Consider the following 23,007-nt stretch of genomic DNA (forward strand, 5'->3'; position numbering starts at 1 on the left):
CAACATCAGCAAATCACTCAAGGCGGCACCTCCTGCCACCTTGAATCACCCAACAGAGATCAACTCAACAAATTAATGGGTCCTGGCCCTAGCTAGAAGGCGTGATTCGGCAACGTTGCAAGCCGGCGAGGACACCACGCTGAGGCATGCATGGTCGTGATCCCATCGCGCTCCCCCGTACTCCAGGGCGATAGCGGTTGCCGGACGTCAGCGAACCTAGTGTACCGGTCCCCATTCAGTAAGCATGGAGAATGCAGAAGGTCAGGAAACTATCGATGGCGCGGCGGCAGCTCCAGAAAGGTATTCCTTCGCCGTAGCTCGCAAGCGATCGGCGTGGTCGTAGATTTCGTCCAGCGAATCGATTTTCACCTTCTCTTCCTTTTCGCCGTCGAAAAGCCCGAGATATTTTACGGTCCTGTTGAACCATAGTCGCGCCAATGGCTTGCGATTGTTGTTATCGACAAGGATGCCGCAATAGCTTTTCTGGTCGCGAATGATTACCCTCGCCGGTTTTAGAAGGTCGCGAACGATTGCGCGGACGACCATGAACCCCTCGCGTTCGTCCTCAGTAGTCACGACTTCTTCTTCGGCGCCAATTCCGTCCGCGCCAATCTCCGAGACCTCGGTTTCAGCCAACGCAGTGGATAGACGCGACTGGACGGATTCCCGAACAATCTCGCGAAAAGCTGCTTTGACCATAGGTGTGAATTGCTCCTTCACCTGGCCAGTGAATCGACCCTGGTAAAGTCCAACTGTCACCATCCGAACAAAATCCTCAGGCGGATTCTCCATCACACTCCCGATCTCTTTCTTTATTGCAGAAGTGTATTTCAACCGGTGAGCGGACTGCAGGATTCCATCTACATTGAAATCAGCTTTCGCGAATTTCTTCAGTTCGGATGTCAATTGACCTTGTAGGTCTGACAGATCGAATGTGAGGAACGGACGATCGTCGAGCTTGTTCGGTGCAACTAGGTCGGTGTGGAAGTGGAAAGCGCGGCCATTTGTCAGGATGGCGAATTTGGCGTTGGTGACGGAAAAGTACCGGTACAACTGCGCGAGATGAACCCGATCGAGTACGGTGGTGATCGGTTTACACTCGACAAGAATCCTGATCTCCCCGTCGATTTTGATAGCATAGTCTACTTTTTCCCCCTTCTTTCCGACCGCGTCGGCACAGAACTCGGGAATGACCTCATCCGGATTGAAAACGTCGTAATCTAAAGCTGCTAAAAATGGCAGTACTATTGCTGTCTTTAAAGCCTCCTCGGTAAGCATTGCGCTGGAATGCGTTTTGATACGATCGGCTAAAACACGAAGTTTTTCTTCGACACTCATAATCCCCTCCGTCAAATTTTGAGATAGGATCGTGCAAAAGACCCGATTGCGCAAGTCGATCTGAATTTAAAGACTTGCAAAGGAGCTAGGCAGGTGTTGCTGCCGCCTGACCGCCGGAAAAGTAGCGACGACGCGTGCGACTTTTAAGGTCGCACGGGTCGCAAAAAGTCGCACGGTTCCGCATGTGCTCCGTAGGGGAAAACGCTAAGGCATTGAAATTTCATGTGAAACTTTGGTGAGCGCGATGGGATTCGAACCCATGACCTACTGATTAAAAGTCAGTTGCTCTACCGGCTGAGCTACGCGCTCCCGCGGGCTCAGAAAGGCCGCCCTCGAAATTGCGCGGAACATAGGGAGAGTGCCTCTGCCGGTCAACCGGAAAAAGACGGCTCCCAAACCGGACTTTCCTGTCGCGTCATCATGCCGTGCGGTGCGCTTCGGCGTCGACGCAATTGCCTCCGTCTGGCGCAAGTCCGAAGCTCGCGCTTTGCGGGACAAGCGCAAGCAGCGAATCGAGAGAACCTTTGCAGATCAGCAACTTGGGATTCTTAGCGGAACAATTTGCGCAGCCTGCCCGTTTTTCCGCGACAAGGGACACGCGTTTCAAGGAGAAGATCATGAATAGGATCATGTCGGGCCTGCTGGCGACCACCCTTTCGATCTCATTCGCTGCCGCGGAGATCGTGCCAGTCAACGCTCAGCCCAGCTATGCGCCCCCTGCCCAAGGGCTCACCTCGAATGTCCAGACCGTCCAGTACGAGCCGTGGCGGAGGCACCGGAATTTCAATCGCGATTTCTCGCGTCGCGATTTCTCCCGGCGCAGTTTTGCGCGTGACGACGGCATGTATTGGCGTGGCCATCGCGGCTATCGCGAATATCGTCGCGGCTATCGCCGCCATGGCGACTACTGGTTCCCGCTGGCCGCTTTCGCCACCGGTGCGCTGATTACCGGCGCTATCATCAACAACCAGAATCGTGTCTATCGTGGCGATGCACACGTGCAGTGGTGCTATGACCATTACCGGAGCTATCGTGCGTCTGACAACACGTACCAGCCCAATTACGGCCCGCGCCGGCAGTGCCGGTCGCCTTACTGAGTCTTTGATTAGAGGCTGCAAGGCCCGCGCCCGAAACGGCGCGGGTTTTTCATGAGTGCGAATCCCGTGCCATCCCTGCTTATGGCGAACTTAGCGTCCTGCGCACAGCGTGGCGCCAACCTGCCAGCTTGGCGGCACGTGTCGAAGCATCCATGTCCGGCTTGAACCGGCGCTCGAGCGCCCAACTCCTGGCGAATTCTCGCGCCTTCGGCCAGGCACCCGCCTTCGAGCCGGCCAGCCATGCCGCACCAAGCGCGGTCGTCTCGAGAATTGTCGGCCGGTCGACCGGCGCATCGAGAATGTCGGCCAGCCGCTGCATGGTCCAGTCCGACGCCACCATGCCGCCATCGACCCTGAGCACGGTCTTGGCCGAGGCGCCCTTCCAGTCCTTGCGCATAGCGTCAAGCAGGTCGCGCGTTTGGAACGCAACGGATTCCAGTGCCGCGCGGGCAAATTCCGCCGGCCCGGAATTGCGGGTCAGCCCGAAGATGGCGCCGCGCGCCTCGGCATCCCAATGCGGTGCGCCGAGCCCGACGAAAGCCGGCACCAGATAGACGTTCTGCGTCGGATCGGCCTCCGCCGCCAATTTTCCGCTCTGCTCGGCCTTGCCGATCACCTTGATGCCGTCCCGCAGCCACTGCACGGCGGCGCCGGCGATAAAGATAGAGCCCTCCAAGGCATAGGTGGTGTTGCCGTTCAGCCTGTAGGCGATGGTGGTCAAAAGCCGGTTCTTCGAACGCACCAGATCGCTGCCGGTGTTGAGCAACGCGAAGCAACCGGTTCCGTAGGTGGATTTCATCATGCCCGGCTCGAAACAGGCCTGGCCGATCGCCGCCGCATGCTGGTCGCCGGCCACACCGAGGATTCTGATCTCTGCACCAAACAGGCTTTTGTCGGTTATTCCAAAATCATCGGCACAGTCTTTCACCTGCGGCATCATTCTTGCAGGTATGCCAAGAATGGCCAGCAACTCGTCATCCCAGGCGTTTTGTTCGATGTTGTAGACCAGCGTGCGCGAGGCATTGGTGGCGTCAGTAGCGTGGACCTTGCCGCCAGTCAGGCGCCAAATCAGAAAACTGTCGATGGTGCCGGCCAGCAGTTCGCCCTTCTCGGCGCGTTTTCTGGCGCCCTTCACCTTGTCCAGCATCCAGGCGATCTTGGTGCCGGAGAAATAGGGATCGAGCAGCAGGCCGGTCTTTTTCGTGAATTTCTTCTCCAGCCCCAGCTTCTTCAGTTTCTGGCATAGCGGCGCGGTGCGGCGGTCCTGCCAGACAATCGCGTTGTGGATCGGCTCGCCGGTCTCCTTGTCCCAGATGACGACCGTTTCGCGCTGGTTGGTGATGCCGATCGCGGCGACGTCCGCTGCGTTGCGGCCGGCTGTCTTCAGCGCGGCCTTCACCGTTTCCACGACGCTTGCCCATATCTCCTCGGGATCGTGCTCGACCCAGCCGGAGGCCGGATAATACTGGGTGAATTCCTTTTGCCCGCTGCCGACGACCTTCATCTTGTCGTCGAACAGGATCGCCCGGCTCGATGTCGTCCCCTGGTCGATTGCAAGGATATATCCGGTCATTCTCTCTCCCGTCGAAGCGAATTCAAGGTGCTGCGATGTCTCGACGCCAGATGGCGCGAAGCCGTTCACGCAAACAGGGGAGACGGCAACATGCCGCCTCCCCTGAGTATGGCGATGCGGACGCGAACGCCCGCATCAAACGGCCCTATTGCTGCCAGCTCTTCACCAGCTCGTCATAGTTGATGGTGACCGGTTTTTCCTTCTCGTTTTCGATCTTGACCTGAGGAGCGAGATTGCCCTTCTTGACCGCATCGGCGTTCCAGTAGGCGAGGTCATGCTCTTCGGCCATCTTCGGGCCGATATCGCCCTGGACGCCCGACTTCTCGATGCGGCTCATCACCTTTTCCTGCTCGGCGCAGAGCGAGTCCATTGCTTCTTGCGCGCTTTTGGCGCCCGACGAAGCATCGCCGATCGCCTGCCACCAGAGCTGTGCCAGCTTCGGATAGTCCGGCACGTTGGTGCCGGTCGGGGACCACTGGACGCGTGCCGGCGAGCGGTAGAACTCGATCAAGCCGCCGAGCTTTGGCGCACGTTCGGTGAAGCTCTTGTCGTGGATCGTGCTCTCGCGGATGAAGGTCAGGCCGACATGGCTCTTCTTCACGTCGACCGTCTTCGAGGTGACGAACTGCGCGTAGAGCCACGCGGCCTTGGCGCGGTCGGTCGGCGTCGACTTCATCAGCGTCCAGGAACCGACGTCCTGATAGCCGAGCTTCATACCGTCCTTCCAGTAGACGCCATGCGGCGACGGCGCCATGCGCCACTTCGGCGTGCCGTCGTCGTTCAGCACCGCCTTGGCGCTGGCGTCGACCATGCTGGCGGTGAAGGCGGTATACCAGAAGATCTGCTGGGCAACCGCGCCCTGCGCCGGCACCGGCCCTGACTCGGAGAAGGTCATGCCCTGGGCTTCCGCCGGTGCATAGGCCTTCAGCCAATCGAGGTACTTCTGGATGGCATAGACGGAAGCCGGACCATTGGTGTCGCCGCCGCGCGCCGTGCAGGAACCGACCGGTCGCGAATTCTCGTCGACCTTGATGCCCCATTCGTCGACGGGCAGACCGTTCGGAATGCCCTTGTCGCCATTGCCGGCCATCGACAGCCATGCATCGGTGAACCGCCAGCCGAGCGACGGGTCCTTCTTGCCATAATCCATATGGCCGTAGACCTTCTTGCCATCGATCTCACGCCCGGTGAAGAACTCGGCGATGTCCTCATAGGCCGACCAATTGACCGGCACGCCGAGGTCGTAGCCGTATTTGGCCTTGAAGTCCGCCTTGTTCTTCTCGTCGTTGAACCAGTCGTAACGGAACCAGTAGAGGTTGGCGAACTGCTGGTCGGGAAGCTGGTAGAGCTTCTTGTCGGGCGCGGTGGTGAACGAGGTGCCGATGAAATCCTTCAGGTCGAGATTCGGATTGGTGACATCCTTGCCGTCGTCTGCCATCCAGTCGGTCAGGTTGCGCACCTGCTGGTAGCGCCAGTGCGTGCCGATCAGATCGGAATCGTTGACCCAGCCGTCATAGAGGTTCTGGCCGGTCTGCATCTGGGTCTGGATCTTCTCGACGACGTCGCCTTCCTGGATGACGTCATGCGTAACCTTGATGCCGGTGATGGCCGTAAAGGCCGGCGCCAGCACCTGCGATTCATACTGATGCGTGGCGATGGTTTCGGAAACCACCTTGATATCCATGCCGGCGAAAGGTTTCGCGGCATCGATGAACCATTGCATCTCGGCTTCCTGGCCGGCGCGCGAAAGCGTCGAAAGGGGCCCGATTTCCTTATCGAGGAAGGCCTTGGCCTCGTCCATTCCGGCATAGGCATTGCTTGCCCCGAGCAATAGGACAAGCGCAGTTGTTGATGTCAAGAATTGCCGTCGCATGTATTTCCTCCACTGTTAAAGTTCAAAGTGCGATCTGGATCGGCGGCCGGCACGCCGCCGTTCCAACAGTTTCCCCCTCTATACGTAGCGGAACACGCCGACGGCGTAGACCACGGAGAGAGCGAGAGCCCACCACAGATTGGGTCCGACTAGACCCAGCCAAGCGAGATGGATAAAGGCGCTGCCAAGCAGCGACAGGAACAGGCGGTCGCCACGCGTCGTTTCGAACCGCAGCACGCCGACGCGCGGATTGCCGCCCGGCGAGACGTATTCCCACACCGCCATGCCGCAAAGCAGCAGAAAGATGGTTCCAAAGAAGGCCGCGGTCGGCCACGTCCAAGCCATCCACGAAAAATCGAGGTTGGACGAGAGGTTAAATCCCCACAGGCGGATATTAGCCGGATCGCTGAAGCCTACCGTTATTGCCACGAAATCGATTTGAAGTGCCACCCAGGCCACGACGACCAGGGCGAGAAGCAGCACGGCCCACCACCATGGGCTTCTGTCGACCTGCTCCATCATACCCTCCCCAGGGCAAAGCCCTTGGCGATGTAGTTGCGCACAAACCAGATGACGAGCGCGCCGGGAATCAGCGTCAGGACGCCGGCTGCGGCGAGCAGCCCCCAATCCATGCCGGCGGCCGAAACGGTGCGGGTCATGGTCGCGGCGATCGGCTTGGCATCGGTTGTCGTCAGCGTACGGGCGATCAAGAGCTCCACCCACGAGAACATGAAGCAGAAGAAGCACGCCACGCCGATGCCGCTCGCAATCAGCGGCATGAAGATCTTGATGAAGAAGCGCGGGAACGAATAGCCGTCGATATAGGCGGTCTCGTCGATCTCCTTGGGTACGCCCGACATGAAGCCTTCGAGGATCCACACCGCCAGCGGCACGTTGAACAGGCAATGCGCCAGAGCCACGGCGATATGGGTGTCGATAAGGCCGAAGGCCGAATAAAGCTGGAAGAATGGCAGCGCGAACACCGCCGGCGGCGCCATGCGGTTGGTCAGCAGCCAGAAGAACAGATGCTTGTCGCCGAGGAAGCGATAGCGCGAAAAAGCATAAGCAGCAGGCAGTGCCGCAGCCACCGAAATCACCATGTTCATAACCACATAGGTGATCGAGTTGATGTAGCCCGAATACCAGGACGCGTCGGTGAAGATGGTGCGGTAATTCGCCAATGTCGGCGCGTGCGGGTAGAGAGTCAGCGACGAGACGATCTCGCCATTGGTCTTGAAGCTCATATTGATGAGCCAGTAGATCGGCAAAAGCAGAACGACGATGTAGAGCGTCGGCACGATCCACCACCAGCGCGACTCCTCGCCGCGACGGCGCATCAGCCGTGCGATCTCGTCCTGCCGTAGCGTGCTGGCGAGCCCTTCCGAAGCTGTCGTCTCGCTCACCCTATCGGCTCTCTCTTCGGTGCGGCTCATCTCAACGCTCCGCGTCATAATTGGTCATCACGGTGTAGAACACCCACGACAACAGCAGGACGATAAGGAAGTAGACCAGCGACATCGCCGCCGCCGGGCCGAGGTCGAACTGGCCGAGCGCGGTCTTGACGAGATCAATCGAAAGAAAGGTCGTCGAGTTGCCGGGGCCGCCACCAGTGACCACGAACGGCTCCGTGTAGATCATGAAGCTGTCCATGAAGCGCAGCAGCACGGCGATCAGCAGCACGCGGTTCATCTTCGGCAGCTGGATGTAGCGGAACACCGCCCAGCGCGAGGCACCGTCGATCTTGGCTGCCTGATAAAAGGCATCCGGAATCGAGACCAGGCCGGCATAGCAGAGCAGGACCACGAGGCTGGTCCAATGCCAGACGTCCATGATGATGACCGTGACCCAGGCGTCATATGGGTCTTGCACATAATTATAGTCGATGCCGAGCGCGTTGACGTAATAGCCGAGCAGGCCAATGTCGTTGCGCCCGAACACCTGCCAGATGGTGCCGACGACGTTCCACGGGATCAGCAGCGGCAACGCCATCAAAACAAGGCACACAGGCACGCCCCAACCCTTCTTCGGCATATTGAGCGCAATGAAGATGCCGAGCGGCACTTCGATCGCCAGGATGATAAAGGAGAAGACAAGGTTGCGGATCATCGCCTGCCAGAAGCGGCTCGAGGAAAGCAGTTCCTCGAACCATTCCGTGCCGGCCCAGAAGAAGACGTTATTGCCGAAAGTGTCCTGCACCGAATAATTGACGACCGTCATCAGCGGTATGACCGCCGAGAACGCCACCAGCAGCAGCACCGGCAACACCAGGAACCAGGCTCTATTGTTCCAGGTCTTTTCCACTTCAGGCTCCCATCTCGACGCGCCAGGAATCGGCATAGATGTTGATGCCGGCTGGGTCGAACCGCACCTTCGGATCAGCCGGAACTGTCTCGTCCTCGCCGATGACGGCGGCGATCTCGCGCCCTTCGAGATTGGCACGGACCACCTTGTGGCGGCCGACGTCCTCGACCTTGCTGATCCGGACGGCCATGCCCTGTCTGCCCAGGCGCACATATTCGGGACGGATGCCGAGCTCGATGGCGCCCTCACCCGCCTTGGGCACGCCCGGCAGTTCGATCTGCTGCGAGCCCAGCCGCGCAGTCTTGCCGTCGATCGCCACCGGCATGACGTTCATGCCGGGCGAGCCGATGAAATAGCCGACAAAGGTGTGGCGCGGGCGCTCGAACAGCTCTGCCGGTGTGCCGATCTGTACGATTTCGCCGTCATACATGACGACCACCCTGTCGGCGAAGGTCAACGCCTCGGTCTGGTCGTGCGTGACATAGACCATGGTGTAGCCGAAGCGGCGGTGAAGCTGCTTCAACTGGGAGCGCAGCACCCATTTCATATGCGGGTCGATGACGGTCAAAGGCTCGTCGAACAGGATGGCGTTGACGTCGGAGCGCACCAGCCCGCGCCCGAGCGAGATCTTCTGCTTCTGATCGGCTGTCAGTCCGCGGGCCTTTCGTTTGGCCATATCGGCCAGCCCGGTCATCTCCAGCGTTTCGCGCACCTTACGGTCGACGTCGGCCTCCGGCACGCCGCGATTGCGCAGCGGGAACGCCAGATTGTCGTAGACCGTCATCGTGTCGTAGATCACCGGGAACTGGAAGACCTGGGCGATGTTGCGCTCTTGGGTCGACAGATTGGTCACGTTCCTGCCGTTGAACAGCAACTGGCCGTGTGAGGGATGCAGCAATCCCGAAATGATATTGAGCAGCGTAGTCTTGCCGCAGCCGGACGGGCCGAGCAGCGCATAAGCGCCGCCATCCTCGAAGGTGTGGTGCACTTCCTTCAGCGCGAAATCGGCATCCGTGCGCGGGTTCTGCAGATAGGAGTGACGGATATGATTGACATCGATGCGCGCCATCGCTTCCTCCTAAGCCGCCAGCTTCGGCGCGGCCACGGCGCGGCCGTGCTCGTCGAAGACCATGATGTGGCGCGGGTCGATGAACACCTCGACCTCCTCGTCCGGCTCGAAGTCGCGAATACCGTGGGTCAGCATGACCCAGCGCGCATCGGCAAAATCGAGATGGATGAAGCTTTCCGATCCGGTGATCTCAGTGATCGTCACCTTTGCGCGCACCGGCACTGCGGCGGCGTTGGGCCGATCGAGGGACAGATGATGCGGCTGGAAGCCGATCGTATAGATCGCATCGGCAATGCCGAAGAGTTCCGCCGGCACCGGCAATTTCACGCCGCCCTCGAGCAGGAAATCCAGGCCCTTCTTGGCAAGCACGATGGTGTTGAGCGGCGGATCGGCGAAGGTCCTCGCCGTCACCAGATCGACCGGTTTGCGGAACACTTCGATGGTCGGCCCAAACTGGGTGATGCTACCCTCGGAGAGCGTTGCCGTGTTGCCGCCGAGCAGCAAGGCCTCGTGCGGCTCGGTCGTGGCATAAACAAAGATTGTGCCGGCGGCCGCGAAGACTTTCGGCAGTTCCGCGCGTAATTCTTCACGCAGCTTGTAGTCGAGATTGGCGAGCGGCTCGTCGAGCAGCACGAGGCTGGCATTCTTGACGATGGCGCGGGCCAGCGCGGTGCGCTGCTGCTGGCCGCCCGACAGGCTGAGAGGCGTCCGGTCGAGATAGGGCGTGAGTTTGAGAAGGGCGGCCGCATTGCGCACCTCCCTGTCGATCGTTGCCTGATCCGTGCCGGCTACCCGCAGCGGTGAGGCGATGTTTTCGTAGACCGTCATCGCCGGATAATTGATGAATTGCTGGTAGACCATGGCGACGTTGCGCTTTTGCACCGGCATGCCGGTGACATCCTTGCCATCGAACCAGACTGAGCCCGAGGTCGGCACGTCGAGGCCCGCCATCAGCCGCATTAGGCTGGTCTTGCCGGAGAGCGTCGGCCCGAGCAGGACGTTGAGCGAGCCGTGCTGAAGCGTCAGCGAGACATCGCGGATATGTTCCGCCGCGCCCACCGTCTTCGTCACGTTTCTCAGTTCAAGCATGATGCCTCCTCCCAGGCTTTCTGCATCAGTCGGCCGTTCCTATTCGGCAGCCGCTACGTGCTGCCGGCTTATTCCGCGCATGAACTCCTCGAGCACTGCCGCCTGCTCACGGCTGAGACGCAGGCCGCGCTTGGTCCGGCGCCACAATACATCCTCGGCAGTCATTGCCCATTCGTTTTCGGCGAGGTAGCGCACCTCGGCTTCGTAGAGATCGGCGCCGAAGTTGCGGCCAAGATCGACGTTCGATTTGGCGAGGCCCAGCAGCTTCCTTGCGCGGGTGCCGTAGAGCCGGGTCAACCGGCGGGCCAGCCGGGCGTCGAGGAACGGGTACGCCGTTTTCAGTTTCGCCAGCTCGGTATCGAAGCCAGTGACGGGAAAGTCACCGCCCGGCAGCGGCGCGTTTGCCGTCCATGGCTTGCCGCGCCTGCCGAGAAAACCCTCGATCTTCTCGAGCATCGATTCCGACAATCGGCGGTAGGTGGTGATCTTGCCGCCAAAGGCATTGACGATCGGGGCGGCACCCTCGCCTCCATCGGCCTTCAGCACATAGTCGCGGGTGGCTTCCTGCGCCTTTGAGGCGCCATCGTCGTAGAGCGGGCGCACCGCGGAATAGGTCCAGACGATATCCGACGGCTTGACCGGCTGCGCGAAATATTCGCTTGCCGCAGCGCAGAGATAGTCGATCTCGACATCACTGATCCTGACGTCGTGCGGATCGCCGGGATAGTCCCGGTCGGTGGTGCCGATGAGCGTGAACTCGTCTTCATAGGGGATGGCGAAAATGATGCGCCCGTCCTTGTTCTGAAAGAAATAGGCGCGTGGGTCGTCGAATTTCTTGCCAACGACGATGTGGCTGCCTTGCACGAGGCGTACATTGTGCACGTCGTTCAAGCCGACGGTGGCCGACAGCACCTGATCGACCCACGGGCCGGCGGCATTGACCAGCAGCCGCGCCTTGACCTCCTCGGTATCGCCGGTCCGCACGTTTTCAAGCCTGACCGTCCAGAGATTGCCTTCGCGGCGTGCGCTGACGACCTTTGTTCGGGTTCGAATGGTTGCGCCGCGTTCGGCAGCGTCGCGGGCGTTCAACACAACCAGCCGGGCATCGTTGACCCAACCGTCCGAATATTCGAACGCCTTTCGAAACAGCGGCTTTAGCGGTTTGCCGGCCGGATCCTTGGCCATGTCCAGCGTTTTCGTCGGCGGCAGCAATTTGCGCCCGCCGATATGGTCGTAGAGGAAAAGCCCGAGACGAATCAGCCAGGCCGGACGCAGCCCCTTGGCGTATGGCAGCACGAAGCGCATCGGCCAGATGATATGCGGCGCGTTCCTCCACAGGACCTCGCGTTCCATCAGCGCTTCGCGCACCAGGCGGAACTCGTAGAATTCGAGATAGCGCAAGCCGCCATGGATCAGTTTGGTCGAGCCGGAAGAGGTTCCGCTGGCCAGATCGTTCATCTCGGCAAGAAATACCGAAAACCCACGCCCAACGGCATCGCGGGCGATGCCGCAGCCATTGATGCCGCCACCGATGACGAAAATGTCATGGATCGGTGATGCGCCCAAACAATCCTCCCTCGATTTCGCATTGCAGCATTTTTGGGTTCTTGCGAAACCGTACGGGAATTATTTCGAAATGATAACGAATGTCAAACGAAATATGATTGGCGACAGGATGCCGCAACGGCATCTCTAGGAGAGCGACGTTTCGATCAGCTGAACTTCTGCCTCCTGGCAGATCTTACGCACCGATGGGATGTCGCAACGATCGGTGATAAAGGTGTTGACCTGCGACAGATGGCCGATGCGGACGGGCGCGGTGCGCTCGAACTTGGTCTGGTCCGACACGAGGATCACATGCCGCGCGTTGGCGATGATCGCCTGCGCGACTTTCACCTCGCGAAAATCGAAGTCGAGCAGTGCGCCGTCGTGATCGATGGCCGAGGCGCCGATCACCGCAAAATCGACCTTGAACTGCCGGATGAAATCGACCGCTGCCTCGCCGACCACACCGCCGTCGGAACCGCGTACGACACCGCCGGCGATCACCACCTCGATCGAAGGATAAACGCGCATCCTATTGGCAACATTGATGTTATTGGTGATGACCATCAAGCCGCTGTGATCGAGCAGCGACTTGCTGACAGCTTCCGTCGTTGTTCCGATATTGATGAAAAGAGACGCGTTGTCGGGGATCAGCCGGGCTGCTGCGCGGCCGATCGCCTCCTTCTCCTCGGCGGCGATCTTGCGCCGAGCCTCATACTCCATGTTCTCGATGCCGGACGGGAACAATGCCCCGCCATGAATGCGAGACAAAAGCCGCTGGTCGCAGAGATCGTTGAGATCCTTGCGGATCGTCTGCGGCGTCACGTTGAAATGCGTCGCCAACTCCTCGACCAGTACGCGGCCATGGTCCTTGGCCATCTGGATGATTTCGGAATGACGCGGCGACAGATACATCTAGCAACCTCTCGTTTTCGTTTTACTTGTCTATAACGGAAAACGAAAGCCATGAACAGGAAGATCAGGTGACTGCAAGAAAAGCCCCGGCGCACCCTCGATGATGCCGGTCAGCCCAGGCCGCGCGCAATTTCAGTAATGACCTCGAAAGCAGTATCGACATCCGCCGCTGTCGTTTCGAACTGCCCGACCTGAAAGCGGATCGCCACCTTCCCGTCCACCCGGGTTTGCGTCAGGTAGATGCGGCCGTCATCGTTGATCGCGCTGACCAACCGCAAATTGTGCTCGTCAGAGTCGGCGCCCGCAGCCGCGAGATGCCGGAACGAGAACAGCGACAGCATCGGCTCGGTGACGATCTCGAAATCCGGTTCCTTTGCCAGCCTTGCGGCGAGGCTCTCGCTCCAGGCGACATGGTTGCGGACCATGGTCCGCAGATTTTCCAAGCCATGTGCACGCAGCAGGAACCAAAGTTTCAGCGCGCGGAACCTCCGGCCAAGCGGCACCGACCATTCGGAGTAGTTGATGACTCCGTCGCGGCCATGCGTTTTCAGGAATTCGGGCTTGATCGCCAGCGTGCGCACGAGGTCTTCCGGCTGACGGATGAACTGCATCGAGCAATCGAACTGTGCGCCCAGCCATTTATGCGGGTTGAAGACAATGGAATCCGCATGTTCGGCGCCTGCCCAGAAATGCCGGAACTCGGGGCAGATCATGGCGGAGCCAGCCCATGCGGCATCGACATGCAGGTAGAGCCCGTGCCGCTTAGCCACCGCGGCAACAGCCGCCACATCGTCGGTGCCGCCGGTACTTGTGCCGCCGACGCTGGCGATGATCCCCGCCGGCAGCATGCCGTTTTCGCGGTCGGTGACGATCGCGGCTTCCAGAGCCGCCGTCTGCATGGCGCGGAAGCGTCCGGCGACCGGAATGCGCACGAGGTTCGCCTCGCCGATGCCCGACACCCAGATCGCCCGGTCGATGGAAGTATGGACTTGGCCGGAAGAATAGACCCGCACGACCGGCTGGCGTTGCAAGCCGTTCTTGTTACCTTGCCAGTCGAGCGCGCGCTCGCGCATGGTCAGCACGGCGGCAAGCGTCGCCGACGAAGCCGAATCCTGCATGACGCCGGAAAATCCCTCCGGCAGACCAAGCGCCTGCCGCATCCAGTCGACGACACGCGTCTCGAGTTCGGTTGCCGCCGGCGAGGTCTGCCAAAGCATGCATTGCGCGGCCATGGCGGCAACCAGATACTCGGCCACGACCGAGGCCGGTGCCGCATTGGCCGGGAAATAGGCGAAGAAACGCGGATGCTGCCAGTGCGTCATGCCCGGCAGAATCTTTTGCTCGAAATCGGCGAAGATTGCCTGCATCGTTTCGCCATTTTCCGGCGGTGCGACATCGATGCTTTTGAAGATTTCGCCCGGCTCGACAAACGGCCGCACCGGTCTTTCGCGAAGGCTGTCTCTGTAGTCGGCGCCCCATTCGGCCGCTCGCAGCGACCATTCGCGGAATTCGTTGCTATTCATCTTCGCCTCCGTAGCGCCTCGTCGAGCCGCCATCAAAGAGCACGAAAAACGAAGGTTTTCATTCGGGAAAATCAGGCAAGCTGGCAAAGGCAGTCTTCAGCGCGTTCGACCAGCTATCCGAGATCGTGCGATAATATTGATCATCCTGGGTTATTCGCTTTTTGAGGCCGACCTTGAAGGTGTCCTTTTCATAGAACAGCAGGTCGAGCGGCAGGCCGACCGACAGGTTCGACTTCAGCGTCGAGTCGAACGACACAAGCAGCAACTTCACCGTCTCGGCGAAACTCATCGTCCTTTCATAAGCGCGGATGATGATCGGCTTGCCGTATTTGGTCTCACCGATCTGGAAGAACGGCGTGTCGTCGGTGGATTCGATGAAATTGCCTTCCGGATAGATCATGAACAGGCGCGGCGCGCTGCCCTTGATCTGACCGCCGAGGATGAAGGAGGCGTTGAAATAGGAATCCGCCTTTTCGCCCGCCGGCGACGAACTGGCGATGACCTCCTTGACGGTGTCTCCGACCAGCCGCACTGTCTGGTACATGGAAGGCGTTTCGAGCAGCGTGGCACGGCGCTCCGCCACTGCCTTGGTGCGTTCGTCGAGCAGGCTGACCACGGCCTGCGTCGTCGCCAGATTGCCGGCCGACATCAAAACGATGACGCGCTCGCCCGGCTCTTCCCAGACATGCATCTTCCTGAAGGTCGAGATCGAATCCATGCCGGCGTTGGTGCGCGTGTCCGACATGAACACGAGCCCGCGATCGATCTTCAGGCCGACGCAATAGGTCATCGAATCTCTTTGGCAACAATCTTGGCGGAGATTACTGCTCCACGGTGACGGTGACGGCAAGCTGTTCTTCCGCCTGTCCCAGCCGAATTCCCGATACCGGTGTGGCGTCGCGATAATCGCGGCCAGTCGCCACCTTTACATAACGCTCGTCGGGAGAAATGCCGTTGGCGACGTCGAAGGCGACCCAGCCGAGGCCCGAGACATGCGCCTCGGCCCAGGCGTGGCTTGCCGCCTGCTCGATCGCTGCATTCATCATAAGGTAGCCACTGACATAGCGCGCCGGAAAATCCATGGCGCGCGCCGCCGCAACGAAGATGTGGCTGTGGTCCTGGCAAACGCCGGTCTTGAGCGCCAGGGCCTCTTCGGCCGGCGTCGTCGCGTTGGTGGTGCCCGGCGTATAAGCGACGCGCTCGCCGATCATCGCCATCAACCGGTGCAGCCTTTCGATGTCGGTGCCCTTGCCGACCGAGGCAGCAAGCTCGCGAATGCCGCTGCCGATCATCGTCAGCGGCGTTTCGTGGCCGAACAGCCAGAGCGGCACGAAACCCTGGTGCGGCCCGCAGACGCCGGCGGTGTCGCGCGTCACCACTTCGCCGGCTGCTTCGACGGTGATGAAGTCGCGCTCGCCCTCGACGCTCAACAGCCGGGTATCATTGCCGAAATGGTCGGTGAAGCGCACTTCCTCGCGTGCGCCTTCGATCTTCAGCGCCCAGGACAGTACCGTCTGGGTGCGCCCGTTTACCGGGAGCAGCCGCAAACGCTGCAACAAATAATGCACCGGCGCATCGTAGCGGTATTCGGTCCGGTGGGTGATCTTCAGCCGCATCGCACTCGTCCCTGGAGCATGAGCTTTTCCGAAAACCGGTCTCCGCTTTTTGGGGTCATGCTCAATAGAACCTGTAATCCTGCGCGATCTCGTCGCCGAGTCTGGTGTTGTCGCGGATGAAATTGGCCAGGAATTCATGCAGGCCGGCGTCGAAAATATCCTTGATCGAGCCGGCGGTAAGCATGGCCTGGGTCTTGGCAGCCGTCGCATGGCAGGCGTGGCGCTCACCATAGTCGTCACCCAGGAATTTGAGATGCTCCGTCAGGAAGCGATAGCAAAAGGTCAGCGAGCGCGGCATGCGGACATTGAGGATCAGATAGTCGGCGATGTTGCTCGGCTTGTAGTCGGCGTCATAGACCCAGCGGTAGGAGCGGTGCGCCGATACAGAGCGAAGGATCGATTCCCACTGGTAGTTGTCGAGCGTCGAGCCGACCCAGGAAATCGACGGCAACAGCACGTAGTATTTCACATCCAGGATGCGCGCGGTGTTGTCGGCGCGTTCGACATAAGTGCCGAGCTGCGAAAAATCGAAAATCTCATTGCGCAGCATCGTGCCGTAGAACGAGCCGCGGATCAGCGCCGTCTCGCGTTTGATTGCGTCGAGCGCGTTGGGCAGGTCGCGCTCGTCGATCGGCTTGGCTAGCATCCGCTTCAGCGACATCCAGGCTTCGTTGATGCTTTCCCAGGTTTCACGCGTCAACGCGGTACGCACCATGCGGGCATTGTTACGGGCCGTTTCGATAGACGACATCGTGCTCGACGGGTTCGATGTGTCGCGCAGCAGATAGTCGGCGACATTGGCGGCGGTGTAGTCGGAATATTTCTGCGTGAAGCTGGCGTCCGAACCGGCGCTAAGCAGCACCGAATTCCACTCCTCCGAAGCGTTCTGAGTACGGGTTAGCGCCATGCGCAAGCCAGCATCCACCAGCCGCGCCATGTTTTCCGCCCGCTCGATATAGCGGTTCATCCAATAGAGCCCGTTGGCGGTGCGACCGAGAAGCATGTCAGGCGGCCCTGAGGCGAATGGTGGACGGTGGACGGTGAATGGTGACTATCCAGAACCTAAGCCACGATGCCGCGTGCTTCATTTCAGGGCATTTCACCAACATTACGACCCATATCCTTATCTATTCACTATTCACTACTTCCACTCTAATCATCCAACACCCAGGTATCCTTCGTGCCCCCGCCTTGCGAGGAATTGACGACCAGCGAGCCTTCCTTGAGCGCTACTCGGGTCAGCCCGCCGGGCACGATCTGGATACGGTCGGAAACCAGCACATAGGGGCGCAGATCGACATGACGCGGCGCCAGCCCCTTGTCCGTCAGGATCGGACAGGTCGACAGCGCCAGCGTCGGCTGAGCAATGTAGTTCGACGGTTTTGCCGCGAGCTTTTTGGAAAAATCCTCGCATTCCTTCTTGGTCGCCGCCGGACCGACCAGCATGCCGTAACCGCCGGACCCGTGGACCTCCTTGATGACCAGTTCATCAATGTGCTCGAGCACGTATTTCAGGCTGTCCGGCTCCGAGCAGCGCCAGGTCGGGATGTTGCCGAGCATCGCCTTGCGGCCGGTGTAGAATTCGACGATCTCGGGCATGTACGAATAGATCGCCTTGTCGTCAGCGATGCCGGTTCCCGGCGCATTGGCGATCGTGATGTTGCCGGCGCGGTAGACGTCCATAATGCCCGGCACGCCAAGTGCCGAGTCGGGGCGGAAGGTCAGCGGATCGAGGAACGAGTCGTCGACACGCCGGTAAAGCACGTCGATCTGCTTGTAGCCCTCGGTCGTGCGCATCGCGACATGGCCATCGACGACGCGCAGATCCTGCCCTTCGACGAGCTGCACGCCCATCTGGTCGGCAAGGAAAGCATGTTCGAAATAAGCTGAGTTGAAGCTGCCCGGCGTCAGCACGGCAATCGTCGGCGTGCCCTTGGTGCTTTGCGGCCGTACCGCCGCCAGCGACTGGCGCAGGAGCTGCGGGTAATTCTCCACCGGCCGCACCTTGATCTGCTGGAACAACTCGGGAAACAGCTGCATCATCGTCTCGCGGTTTTCCAGCATGTAGGAGACGCCGGACGGCGTGCGCGCATTGTCCTCCAGTACGTAGAACTCGTTCTCGCTAATGCGTACGATGTCGACGCCGATGATGTGGGTATAGACGCCGGCCGGCGGCCGCACCCCGATCATCTCGGGCAGGAACGCCTCGTTCCTGGCGATCAACTCCTTCGGCACCCGGCCGGCGCGCAAGATCTCCTGGCGATGGTAGATGTCGTCGAGAAAGGCGTTCAGCGCCTGGACGCGCTGCTCGATGCCTTGCGTTAGCCGTCGCCATTCATTGCCCGAAATGATGCGCGGAACGATGTCGAAGGGTATCAGCCGCTCCGATGCTTCCTGCTCGCCGTAGACGGCGAAAGTGATGCCTGTCTTGCGAAAGACGCGTTCGGCGTCCTGCATCTTCTCGGTAAGTCTGGCCGGGTCCTGTTCCTTCAGCCAGCGATCGTAAGCCGAATACGGTTTTCTCAGCCCGGAAACTTCCGGAAGCATTTCGTCGAACGCTGCCAATCGCATACTCCCCTGTGACGCCATTTCACTGGCCTCGCTGGAGAAAATCAAGCGCAATCGGCGATTTGGCGGGCGCCGGCGATCAGTATATCGCGGTTGCCTAAAATTAAGGCAGCACCAATAGGGCCCTGATCAGGCTTTGCCTTGTGTCCGGGCAAATGTCGGATGGAGATCAAAACGCGCGAAAGGTGACGACCGTAAACGTATCCTTGATTCCCGGGAGAATCTGCACTTTCTCGTTGACGAAGTGGCCGATGTCTTCCTCGTCGTCGACATAGAATTTGGCGAGCAGGTCGTAGTTGCCGGCTGTCGAGTAGATTTCCGAAGCAATCTCGGCATCGGCCAGGGCGCTGGCAACGTCGTAGGCCTTGCCCAGATCGCACTTTATCTGCACGAAAAATGCCTTCATTGCCTGGTCCTGTCCAACATCGCACGCTCTAATCGAGCGGCCCTTGTGGCAGACTGCCGCCCGGCTTTCAAGCATCGCCAATCGCTCAGGCTGTCTCGCCTCGACAATGCTTTCTCGGCTCGGACACGGACTGCCACGCCGAATGTTTACGCTCGGCTGAAACCCTGAAGCACGGCAAAGCGTATGGTATCATGTACCTTCAGGCAGCGATTTCTCGGGGACAACGGAGACAGGCCATGCGCCGCGCGTTTTTCGCATTCACAGTCCTTCCATTCATTTTCGCATCCCAGGCCTTTTCTGGCGACGCCGAAGTCAAAGCGGCGCAGACGGTCATCGATGGTCAGTTGAGGGCCTTCATCGCCAATGACGGAATGACGGCCTACAGCTTTGCCGCACCGAATGTGAAGCGCATCTTTCCGACCGTCGATACCTTCATGAACATGGTGACCAACGGCTATCCGCCGGTGCGCCAGCCGCAGACCTACTCCTTCGGCAAGGTTCGCGAGACGAGCCCGACCTCGATCATCCAGCAAGTGCTGATCGTCGGCCCGGATGGCAAGGACTACGAGGCGGTCTACACGCTCGAACTACAGCCTGACGGCAGCTTTCGGATCACCGGCTGCAGCCTGCGCGCGTCCACGTCGCTCAGCACTTGAGCCTTCGATCACCTCACTGGGAGATCGCCCCGCCTCCAGCTTTCGGAAATCTCAGCTGAGCGTGCTTCCAACCTGCCAGCCTCGATCGCTTCACGAATGTCGCGCATCAGCTGCTGGTAATAGGACAGATTGTTCCAGGTAAGGAGCATCGCCCCAAGTGCCTCTTGCGAGCGCACCAGATGGTGCAGATAGGCGCGCGAATAGTCGCGTGCGGCCGGGCAGTCGCTTTCCTCATCGAGCGGACGCGGATCGTCGGCATGGCGGGCGTTGCGAAGATTGACCTTGCCGCGCCGCGTGTAGGCAAGACCGTGGCGCCCTGCCCGCGTCGGCATCACGCAATCGAACATGTCGATGCCGCGCGCTACCGACTTCAAGATGTCGTCCGGCGTGCCGACACCCATCAGGTAGCGCGGCCGCTCAACCGGCAGCTCCGGGCAAGTGATGTCGAGCATCTCCAGCATCACCGCTTGCGGCTCGCCGACAGCCAGCCCGCCGATCGCGTAGCCCTTCAGCTCCATTGCCTTCAGCGCCTGCGCCGAGCGCAGCCGCAGATCCGGCACGTCGCCGCCTTGTACAATGCCGAACATCGCCTTGCCGGGCTGCTCGCCGAATGCCGTCTTGCAACGCTCGGCCCAGCGCAACGACAACTCCATGGCACGCTCGATCTCGTTCTGCTTGGCCGGCAGAGCCGTGCATTCATCGAGCTGCATCTGGATGTCGGAATCGAGCAGCCCCTGGATCTCAATCGAACGCTCCGGCGACATCTCGAAGGCGCCGCCGTCGATATGCGAACGGAAGGTCACGCCGTTCTCGGTCAGTTTCCTCAGCTTCGATAGCGACATCACCTGGAAGCCGCCGCTGTCAGTCAGGATCGGATGCGGCCAGCGGGCGAACTCATGCAGGCCGCCGAGCCGCGCCACGCGCTCGGCGCCGGGTCTCAGCATCAGGTGGTAGGTATTACCAAGGATGATGTCCGAGCCGACGCCGCGCACCTGATCCATATACATGGCCTTCACCGTGCCGCCGGTACCGACCGGCATGAAGGCAGGCGTGCGGATTTCCCCGCGCGGCATGGTGATTGCACCACGCCGCGCCCTGCCGTCGGTCGCCAGCACCTTGAAGGTGAATGCGTCAGTCATTGAATTCCCTAGCCATCGAACTCCTTGTCAAATACCGGCGCGTCCGCAGCCTGCTTATCGAGCGATTGACGGTAGCGGATGCAGCCGCGCATGAATTTCGGCCACGGCGGCACGGCAATCGCCGGCTCGGTCTTTTCGGGCAAAAGCGACCACAGGTCGGGATGATGCCAGCACAGATCATGGCCGGTGGCGTCGCGGTGTTGGCGGATGCCGGCGCGTAATTTCCTGACCTCGCCGATCAATGCTTCGCGGTCGAAGGTTTCCAGGTCATCGTCCATTACTATCCTCCCTGAACAGAAGACTTGCGTCTCCATAGGAATAAAACCTGTAGCGATTCTCGATGGCATGCGCATAGGCCGCCCGCATCGTCTGCAAACCGCAGAAGGCCGAAACCAGCATGAACAGCGTCGAACGCGGCAGATGGAAATTGGTCATCAGCATGTCGGCGGTCTTGAAGCGATAGCCGGGGGTGATGAAGATGTCGGTCAGGCCTGACCATGCGGCTAGCCTGCCCTCCTCGCCAGCCGCGCTCTCCAGCAAGCGCAGCGATGTCGTGCCGACAGCGATAATGCGCCCTCCTTTTGCTTTCGCCGCATTCAGCGCCTCGGCGGTTTCCGCGCTGACCGAACCGGTTTCGGCGTGCATCTTGTGGTCCGCGGTGTCGTCCGCCTTCACCGGCAGGAATGTACCGGCGCCGACATGCAGCGTGACGAAACGGCGCTCTATGCCCTTGGCGTCGAGCGTCGCAAACAGCTCCGGCGTGAAATGCAGCCCTGCCGTCGGCGCGGCGACCGCGCCCTCCTCCCTAGCATAAATGGTCTGATAATCGCTGCGGTCGCGTTCGTCGTCGTCACGTTTGGAGGCGATGTAGGGCGGCAGCGGGATGTGGCCGACAGCGTGCAGCGCCTCGTCGAGGAACGGACCTGACAGGTCGAAGCCGAGCAGCACCTCGCCGCCTTCCCCCTTCTCGATCACGGTCGCATCGAGTTGGCCGAGAAAGCAGGAATTGGCATCATGACCGAAATGGATGCGATCTCCGGCGGCGATGCGCTTGCCCGGACGCATGAAGGCGAGCCACCGGTCGGGCGCCACCCGCATATGCAGCGTGGCTTCGACCTGCGCTGCTGCTTCGCCGCGCCGCCTGATGCCCTTCAATTGTGCCGGAATGACCTTGGTGTCGTTGAAGACCAGCACATCATCACCGGCCTTGAGCAGGGCCGGCAGGTCGCGCACCGTCAGGTCTTCGAGCCCCTCACCCGGCCTGACCACCAGCATCCTGGCGCTGTCGCGCGGCTCGGCTGGGCGAAGCGCGATGCGTTCTTCCGGCAGATCGAAGTCGAAAAGGTCGACGCGCAAGAAAACCCCGCCTCAAGGTTCCGGGCAGGTCACCGCCCAGGCACTGACACCGTCAATGCTCAACGTGCCGCCCATTGCGAAACTGGACTGCTCGCTGGCCTTGGCCGCAATTTGGCGACGATCGAGCTGAGGCCCTCATCAGTGAGATCGATCAGCATGCGCTCGTCGTCTTCGAATGCCTGTCCAACGATGACTTTCGTTGAGCCTGGCTGGCCGTCCGTGGTCCATGTCTTGCCGCCGGCATCCAGCCACACCCGCGCCACCGCAATGACGGCCGTGTGTCCCATCAAAACATCAATCGATGCCGCGCCGCCGTCGGCGCTGCAAACGATCGATTCCGTCGCCAACGCCGGAGTGGCCGCCGCGACGAGCACAAGTACGATGGCCGCGACAGCCCGGCTGGTCATTTCACGTCGGCCGCGACCTTGAGCGATACGATCTTGTCGGGGTCCTGCACCGGTTCGCCGCGCTTGATCTTGTCGACATTGTCCATGCCTTCGATGACCTGGCCCCATACAGTGTACTGGCGGTTGAGGAAGGCGGCGTCGTCGAAGCAGATGAAGAACTGCGAATTGGCCGAGTTCGGGTTTTGCGAGCGCGCCATCGAACAGGTGCCGCGGCCATGGTTGGCGTTGGAGAACTCGGCCTTCAGATCGGGCTTGTCGGAACCGCCAGTGCCGGCGCGCGACGGCGCGAAAGACGGCTTGTTGGAATTGCCGAACTTCACGTCGCCGGTCTGCGCCATGAAGCCGTCGATGACGCGGTGGAAGACCACGCCGTCATAGGCGCCTTCGCGTGCCAGCTCCTTGATACGGCCGACATGGCCGGGCGCCAGATCTGGAAACAATTCGATGACGACCTTGCCCTTCGTCGTGTCCATGATAAGCGCGTTCTCGCGGTCCTTGATTTCGGCCATGTCAGAAATATCCTTTTGAAACTTGGG

24 protein-coding genes and 1 tRNA gene are annotated in these 23,007 nt (G+C 60.3%); 3 read left to right on the plus strand and 22 right to left on the minus strand.

Translation table 11 applies throughout. The features are described from left to right. Positions 1 to 261: 261 nt before the first annotated feature. Positions 262 to 1,338 (minus strand): type I restriction enzyme HsdR N-terminal domain-containing protein, encoded by a 1,077-nt coding sequence (locus NKH42_RS21545; RefSeq protein WP_352974416.1) that lies wholly within the window; start codon positions 1,336 to 1,338, stop codon positions 262 to 264. Between the two features lie 233 nt (positions 1,339 to 1,571). Then, positions 1,572 to 1,647: transfer RNA gene (locus NKH42_RS21550), tRNA-Lys, on the minus strand. Between the two features lie 49 nt (positions 1,648 to 1,696). On the opposite strand from NKH42_RS21550, the gene NKH42_RS21555 reads away from it, so the two are divergent. Both NKH42_RS21555 and NKH42_RS21560 read left to right on the plus strand, forming a co-directional pair. Then, complete coding sequence (locus NKH42_RS21555) at positions 1,697 to 1,963, plus strand: hypothetical protein (protein ID WP_352688293.1); 267 nt, start codon at positions 1,697 to 1,699, stop codon at positions 1,961 to 1,963. Then, positions 1,956 to 2,435, plus strand: a complete 480-nt coding sequence (locus NKH42_RS21560; protein ID WP_254817344.1) for a BA14K family protein — start codon at positions 1,956 to 1,958, stop codon at positions 2,433 to 2,435. Before NKH42_RS21555 ends, NKH42_RS21560 begins: the two co-directional genes overlap by 8 nt. A gap of 79 nt (positions 2,436 to 2,514) precedes the next feature. On the opposite strand, the gene glpK is transcribed toward NKH42_RS21560, so the two are convergent. The 15 genes from glpK to NKH42_RS21635 form a co-directional block, all read right to left on the minus strand. Next, the gene (gene glpK, locus NKH42_RS21565) at positions 2,515 to 4,008 is read right to left on the minus strand and encodes a glycerol kinase GlpK (protein ID WP_352688291.1); all 1,494 of its coding nucleotides are present in this window, start codon (positions 4,006 to 4,008) and stop codon (positions 2,515 to 2,517) included. 145 nt (positions 4,009 to 4,153) lie between these two features. Further along, positions 4,154 to 5,881: an ABC transporter substrate-binding protein gene (locus NKH42_RS21570; RefSeq protein WP_352688289.1), complete on the minus strand. Its 1,728-nt coding sequence runs from the start codon at positions 5,879 to 5,881 to the stop codon at positions 4,154 to 4,156. 78 nt (positions 5,882 to 5,959) lie between these two features. Beyond that, positions 5,960 to 6,226 (minus strand): DUF2160 domain-containing protein, encoded by a 267-nt coding sequence (locus tag NKH42_RS21575; RefSeq protein ID WP_031193610.1) that lies wholly within the window; start codon positions 6,224 to 6,226, stop codon positions 5,960 to 5,962. A gap of 173 nt (positions 6,227 to 6,399) precedes the next feature. Further along, positions 6,400 to 7,314: a carbohydrate ABC transporter permease gene (locus NKH42_RS21580; RefSeq protein ID WP_352478954.1), complete on the minus strand. Its 915-nt coding sequence runs from the start codon at positions 7,312 to 7,314 to the stop codon at positions 6,400 to 6,402. 1 nt (position 7,315) lies between these two features. Further along, on the minus strand, positions 7,316 to 8,182 hold the full coding sequence (locus NKH42_RS21585) for a carbohydrate ABC transporter permease (RefSeq protein WP_023674893.1): 867 nt from the start codon (positions 8,180 to 8,182) through the stop codon (positions 7,316 to 7,318). Between the two features lies 1 nt (position 8,183). Then, on the minus strand, positions 8,184 to 9,251 hold the full coding sequence (locus NKH42_RS21590) for an ABC transporter ATP-binding protein (RefSeq protein WP_352508450.1): 1,068 nt from the start codon (positions 9,249 to 9,251) through the stop codon (positions 8,184 to 8,186). Positions 9,252 to 9,260: 9 nt separating this feature from the next. Beyond that, the gene (locus tag NKH42_RS21595; protein WP_254817350.1) at positions 9,261 to 10,340 is read right to left on the minus strand and encodes an ABC transporter ATP-binding protein; all 1,080 of its coding nucleotides are present in this window, start codon (positions 10,338 to 10,340) and stop codon (positions 9,261 to 9,263) included. A 39-nt stretch (positions 10,341 to 10,379) separates the two neighbouring features. Then, positions 10,380 to 11,906 (minus strand): glycerol-3-phosphate dehydrogenase, encoded by a 1,527-nt coding sequence (gene glpD, locus NKH42_RS21600; RefSeq protein ID WP_352508449.1) that lies wholly within the window; start codon positions 11,904 to 11,906, stop codon positions 10,380 to 10,382. A 126-nt stretch (positions 11,907 to 12,032) separates the two neighbouring features. Further along, complete coding sequence (locus tag NKH42_RS21605) at positions 12,033 to 12,800, minus strand: DeoR/GlpR family DNA-binding transcription regulator (RefSeq protein ID WP_254817352.1); 768 nt, start codon at positions 12,798 to 12,800, stop codon at positions 12,033 to 12,035. Between the two features lie 110 nt (positions 12,801 to 12,910). Beyond that, a complete protein-coding gene (locus NKH42_RS21610; protein WP_352508448.1) occupies positions 12,911 to 14,323 on the minus strand; it encodes a pyridoxal phosphate-dependent decarboxylase family protein in 1,413 nt (470 codons plus the stop codon). 58 nt (positions 14,324 to 14,381) lie between these two features. Continuing rightward, complete coding sequence (locus NKH42_RS21615) at positions 14,382 to 15,113, minus strand: proteasome-type protease (protein ID WP_254817354.1); 732 nt, start codon at positions 15,111 to 15,113, stop codon at positions 14,382 to 14,384. 31 nt (positions 15,114 to 15,144) lie between these two features. Beyond that, positions 15,145 to 15,939 carry a transglutaminase family protein gene (locus NKH42_RS21620; RefSeq protein ID WP_352507888.1) on the minus strand — a complete coding sequence of 265 codons (795 nt, stop codon included), beginning with the start codon at positions 15,937 to 15,939 and terminating at the stop codon, positions 15,145 to 15,147. A gap of 61 nt (positions 15,940 to 16,000) precedes the next feature. Beyond that, on the minus strand, positions 16,001 to 16,942 hold the full coding sequence (locus NKH42_RS21625) for an alpha-E domain-containing protein (RefSeq protein WP_023674885.1): 942 nt from the start codon (positions 16,940 to 16,942) through the stop codon (positions 16,001 to 16,003). Positions 16,943 to 17,091: 149 nt separating this feature from the next. After that, entirely contained in the window at positions 17,092 to 18,504 is a 1,413-nt protein-coding gene (locus NKH42_RS21630; RefSeq protein ID WP_352478961.1) for a circularly permuted type 2 ATP-grasp protein, read from the minus strand. 172 nt (positions 18,505 to 18,676) lie between these two features. After that, positions 18,677 to 18,913 (minus strand): Lrp/AsnC ligand binding domain-containing protein, encoded by a 237-nt coding sequence (locus tag NKH42_RS21635; protein WP_023674883.1) that lies wholly within the window; start codon positions 18,911 to 18,913, stop codon positions 18,677 to 18,679. A 236-nt stretch (positions 18,914 to 19,149) separates the two neighbouring features. On the opposite strand from NKH42_RS21635, the gene NKH42_RS21640 reads away from it, so the two are divergent. Beyond that, a complete protein-coding gene (locus NKH42_RS21640; protein ID WP_352688286.1) occupies positions 19,150 to 19,569 on the plus strand; it encodes a DUF4864 domain-containing protein in 420 nt (139 codons plus the stop codon). 8 nt (positions 19,570 to 19,577) lie between these two features. Here the strand turns inward: NKH42_RS21640 and tgt are convergent, their stop codons facing one another. From tgt to NKH42_RS21665, 5 genes are read right to left on the minus strand one after another with little or no spacing between them, the layout of a single operon-like run. Further along, complete coding sequence (gene tgt, locus NKH42_RS21645) at positions 19,578 to 20,708, minus strand: tRNA guanosine(34) transglycosylase Tgt (RefSeq protein WP_352507887.1); 1,131 nt, start codon at positions 20,706 to 20,708, stop codon at positions 19,578 to 19,580. Positions 20,709 to 20,716: 8 nt separating this feature from the next. Next, positions 20,717 to 20,986, minus strand: a complete 270-nt coding sequence (locus NKH42_RS21650) for a hypothetical protein (protein WP_352507885.1) — start codon at positions 20,984 to 20,986, stop codon at positions 20,717 to 20,719. Then, complete coding sequence (gene queA, locus NKH42_RS21655) at positions 20,976 to 22,064, minus strand: tRNA preQ1(34) S-adenosylmethionine ribosyltransferase-isomerase QueA (RefSeq protein WP_352507883.1); 1,089 nt, start codon at positions 22,062 to 22,064, stop codon at positions 20,976 to 20,978. Before queA ends, NKH42_RS21650 begins: the two co-directional genes overlap by 11 nt. Positions 22,065 to 22,123: 59 nt before the next feature. Continuing rightward, positions 22,124 to 22,471, minus strand: a complete 348-nt coding sequence (locus NKH42_RS21660; protein ID WP_352752750.1) for a hypothetical protein — start codon at positions 22,469 to 22,471, stop codon at positions 22,124 to 22,126. Next, positions 22,468 to 22,980: a peptidylprolyl isomerase gene (locus NKH42_RS21665; RefSeq protein WP_254817363.1), complete on the minus strand. Its 513-nt coding sequence runs from the start codon at positions 22,978 to 22,980 to the stop codon at positions 22,468 to 22,470. Before NKH42_RS21665 ends, NKH42_RS21660 begins: the two co-directional genes overlap by 4 nt. Between the last annotated feature and the right edge of the window lie 27 nt (positions 22,981 to 23,007).

Source organism: Mesorhizobium sp. M1142 (genome assembly GCF_040318565.1).
GTDB lineage: Bacteria > Pseudomonadota > Alphaproteobacteria > Rhizobiales > Rhizobiaceae > Mesorhizobium.